Raw genomic sequence first — 3,761 nt, 5'->3', positions numbered from 1 at the left:
CATAAGGAAATCCGTCATATGTTTGTCTGGTTAAAACGAGGCATTACCGCCTTTCTGATCATCTGGGTTGTTCTGGTATTGGGCCTTGTGGCTTTTATGTCTTTTGGCCCAATATCCAGCCCCGCTGCCATTCTCAATGCCTTGTTTGGGTTTGGTACTGAATCCCCGGACCAGGCCACCATAGAACAGCGTCTATCGGTTCCCGACGGTTTCAGTATTGGACAGTACGCCAGCGGATTAAAAAAAGTCCGCATGATGGAATTCTCCCGAGAGGGCGATCTTGTGGTCAGCCAACCTCGCGAAGGCAACGTTCTACTGCTTAAGCGCGACAACAATCAGGATGGCCGCCACGACGGCAGCACCGTTTTGCTCGACAACCTGACACGTCCACACGGCCTCGAATTTTACGAAAACTGGCTGTACATCGCGGAATCCAATGCGGTGGGGCGTGTGGCCTTTAATCATCAAACGGGCGAATTGACGGGCCCCTACGAACGCATCGTGACGGGACTCACAGACAACGGTAATCACTGGACCAAATCCATTCGTATCCGCGATGGCTATCTCTATGTGAGCATGGGGTCCACCTGTAATGTCTGTATCGAGAAAGACGAGCGGCGGGCGACCATTATGCGGTTTGATACCGATGGTCAGAATGGCGAAATATTTGCCAGCGGTTTACGCAACAGTGTCGGAATGGACTTTGCGCCCTGGGATGGCAGTCTCTATGCCACTGATAACGGCCGTGATCTGCTCGGAGATGACTACCCGGTTTGCGAGCTGAACAAAATTGAACGCAACCACTTTTATGGCTGGCCGTTCATTAATGGCTTTGGTGATCTCGACCCGGATCTCGGAGAAGGCAAAGAGAGCTTGCTGGATGATGCGGTCTCTCCAGCGTTTGGCTTCCGCCCGCATAACGCCCCACTCGGAATGCGATTTATTCGTCAGGCCAACATGCCCGCAGGCTATGACAACAGCGCCCTGGTTGCACTGCACGGCTCCTGGAATCGCAGCACGCCCGACGGCTATAAGGTCATTTCCCTGCACTGGAGCCCAGACGGCACGATCCGCAGTCAGGATTTTATGACCGGTTTTGAAGCCAATGGCAGTATTATTGGACGTCCGGTAGACATTGCCGAAGGTCCGGATGCATGTCTGTATGTTTCCGATGATTACTCAGGAACAATCTATCGGGTTTGCTATGGCCAAGACCAAAACACTCTGAGCGATAACACTCAGGAGCCTCTGGAAGACCCTCAATGGCAAACACTGTCTAGCGACGAGATCAATGAGTCTCACAAGCAGGGCGAGGCCCTCTACGCATTGAATGCCTGTAGCAGTTGCCACCTGCTCAATGGCGAAGGCAATCATTCAGGAAAGAAACTTCAGCAACTGCGTCAGCGCTACACGCTCAACACACTGAAAGACTATTTCCTCAGCCCTAACCCACCTATGCCTCAATACGATCTGAGCGAAACTCAGCGACGTGATCTGGCAATTTATTTGTTGAGTGAGGAATCAGGCGATTAATACCGGCTTCTGATCAAGCAACCTTGGTAGGCAACGAATAGCTGATAGGCCGGGATTGATCTTTCAGGACCACACTCCTGGCGATCTCGGCGCAGGCATCGTAGTACATCGTACCCGCCATACCGCGAATCCGTGCTTTTTGTGCTTCAAACCACTCACTTTCAAAGACAACTTCCACCTCATTAAAGCGATGGTAGAAATCACAAGTTTGGTCATCATCGATCTGAAACCAAAATAGGCTACAGCCATCAATGTCAAAAACCAGACCCAGATTGTGTAACTCTTCCGTGATATTTTTGAGTGCGGGATCGCGTTTTTCTAACGCAGAATTCACCACAGCGGCACCGTTATATTGAAATCCTGTCTCTCCGTGATAGTAAGATTTCAGGCGCACAGCAATATGCTTTTTCATAAATCAGAAATATCGAAAACGTTCATTAGGTAGGCAGACCGGATCGAGAGTCCGATCGAGAAGCGCGCATGGTAACAAGACCTGAGCGCCGGGTACAACATTAATACAACGCGGATAAATCAGGGAGCCACAACGTAAAAACGCCCGCGAGACCATAGTCCCGTGGGCGTTCTTATAACGATTGAAGCGTAAGCTTAATCCAGCGACGTCAACGCCGCTTGATCATAAGCTTTTAGCTCTTCCAACCGACCTTCCTGCACCATATTGACCCAGCTTGGATTCGCAATTAATGCGCGCCCAACAGCCACCAGGTCAAACTCTTCATTATCCATGCGCTGCAGCAGGTTATCCAGGCTGGCTGGCTCCGCGGCCTGGAAAGAAGCTTCTCCCGGCTTGGGCAGAAATTCATTATTCAAACCGACACTGCCGACCGTCATACATGGCTTGCCGGTTAACTTGCGAGTCCAACCTGCCAGGTTGAGGTCACTGCCTTCGAATTCCGGCTCCCAGAAACGACGGGTAGAGCAGTGAAAGATATCGACACCGGCATCACTGAGTGGCTTCAGGAACGCCTCTAAAGCTTCGGGAGTTTCAACCAAACGTGCCGTGTAATCCTGCTGCTTCCACTGTGACCAGCGCAAAATGTTTGGGAAGTCCGGCCCTACCGCAGCGCGAATCGCCTGAACGATTTCAATGGCAAAACGTGAACGCTGCGCCAGATCACCACCGTATTCATCGGTACGCTGGTTGGTGCCTTCCCAGAAGAACTGGTCGACCAGATAACCATGAGCGGCGTGAACCTCAACCGCATCAAAGCCAATGGCTTTCGCATCTTTTGCCGCTTGAGCAAATGCAGCCACCACTTCATCGATGTCTGCCTTCGTCATTTCATGGCCGGTCACCTTGCCTGGGATCGCCATACCGGAAGGGCCGTAACCTGGCAGATCACCACCTGGCTCCACACCCGGCTTGCGAATCGCCCCTACATGCCACAACTGCGGTGCAATTTTCCCGCCCTCCGCATGAACAGCATCGACAACTTTCTTCCAACCCGCCAAAGCCTCTTCACCGGCGATAAACGGAACGTTTGGGTAACCGGATGCGGCCTTGTGTCCCACACAGGTGCCCTCGGTAATAATCAGACCGACACCGCCAGCTGCACGACGACGATAATATTCAACGACCTGCTCGTTAGGCACATTGTTTGGGGAGAATGAACGCGTCATGGGCGCCATTGCAATCCGATTGGGCAACTCTAAAGTACCCAAAGAAAAAGGCTTGAAAAGACTGTTGGTTGTAGTCATTAGAAATCTCCGTGGTGATGTTAAACATTATCCCACCCCGTCTACCTACCAGTAGGATGGTTAATTCATTAAATGTGTTTTATGAGAAGGAGGAGCTCAGCTCCCGTACTACTCGCGGTAAACACTATTGTGATTGTTCGATGCCAGAAACGGCTGCGGGGTCAGGGATCTGCCCCAGTAATAAAGCTTTCATTTGCGTCATGGCTGCGTCATAAACGCCGCTGCCGTGAACACGGGAATACTGCAAAGCGCCTTTGCACGTCAGGACAAACAGGATAGCCTGACTGCGCGCCTCACCGGAAAAATGAAACTCTCCATCATTGCGCCCCTGCTCCAGCAGCTCGGCAATAAAGTCCAGTTCGTGATCGTCCATCCTTTTCAGCGCAGGACGCATGGCTTCCGGCAGAGAGGCGATATCAGCCTGCAAGCTGCTCAGAGGACAGATCTTCTTGTCGCCACAGGCATAGCGCAGCGTACCCTTGACGTACAGATCCAACTTTTCCATCGCCGAG

The 3,761-nt window shown here is 51.8% G+C and carries 4 protein-coding genes; 1 reads left to right on the top strand and 3 read right to left on the bottom strand.

Annotated elements, in window-relative coordinates; all coding sequences use genetic code 11:
• Positions 1 to 1,533: PQQ-dependent sugar dehydrogenase (locus ACTG33_RS16605; protein ID WP_439136336.1), on the top strand; the 1,533-nt coding region annotated here is incomplete at its 5' end.
• Between the two features lie 13 nt (positions 1,534 to 1,546).
• Here ACTG33_RS16605 and ACTG33_RS16600 read toward each other — a convergent pair.
• The 3 genes from ACTG33_RS16600 to ACTG33_RS16590 all read right to left on the bottom strand — a co-directional run.
• Positions 1,547 to 1,927: a hypothetical protein gene (locus ACTG33_RS16600; RefSeq protein WP_439136335.1), complete on the bottom strand. Its 381-nt coding sequence runs from the start codon at positions 1,925 to 1,927 to the stop codon at positions 1,547 to 1,549.
• A gap of 212 nt (positions 1,928 to 2,139) precedes the next feature.
• Complete coding sequence (locus tag ACTG33_RS16595; protein ID WP_439136334.1) at positions 2,140 to 3,249, bottom strand: NADH:flavin oxidoreductase; 1,110 nt, start codon at positions 3,247 to 3,249, stop codon at positions 2,140 to 2,142.
• Positions 3,250 to 3,373: 124 nt separating this feature from the next.
• Positions 3,374 to 3,761 (bottom strand): TetR family transcriptional regulator C-terminal domain-containing protein (locus ACTG33_RS16590; RefSeq protein ID WP_439136333.1); only part of this gene is annotated, 388 nt, incomplete at its 5' end.

The organism is Pseudomaricurvus sp. (assembly GCF_965662505.1).
In the GTDB taxonomy this organism is placed as follows: Bacteria; Pseudomonadota; Gammaproteobacteria; order Pseudomonadales; family Cellvibrionaceae; genus Pseudomaricurvus.
The sequence above is the reverse complement of the archived record's forward strand: the minus strand, read 5'-3'. Positions and strand labels throughout refer to the sequence as shown.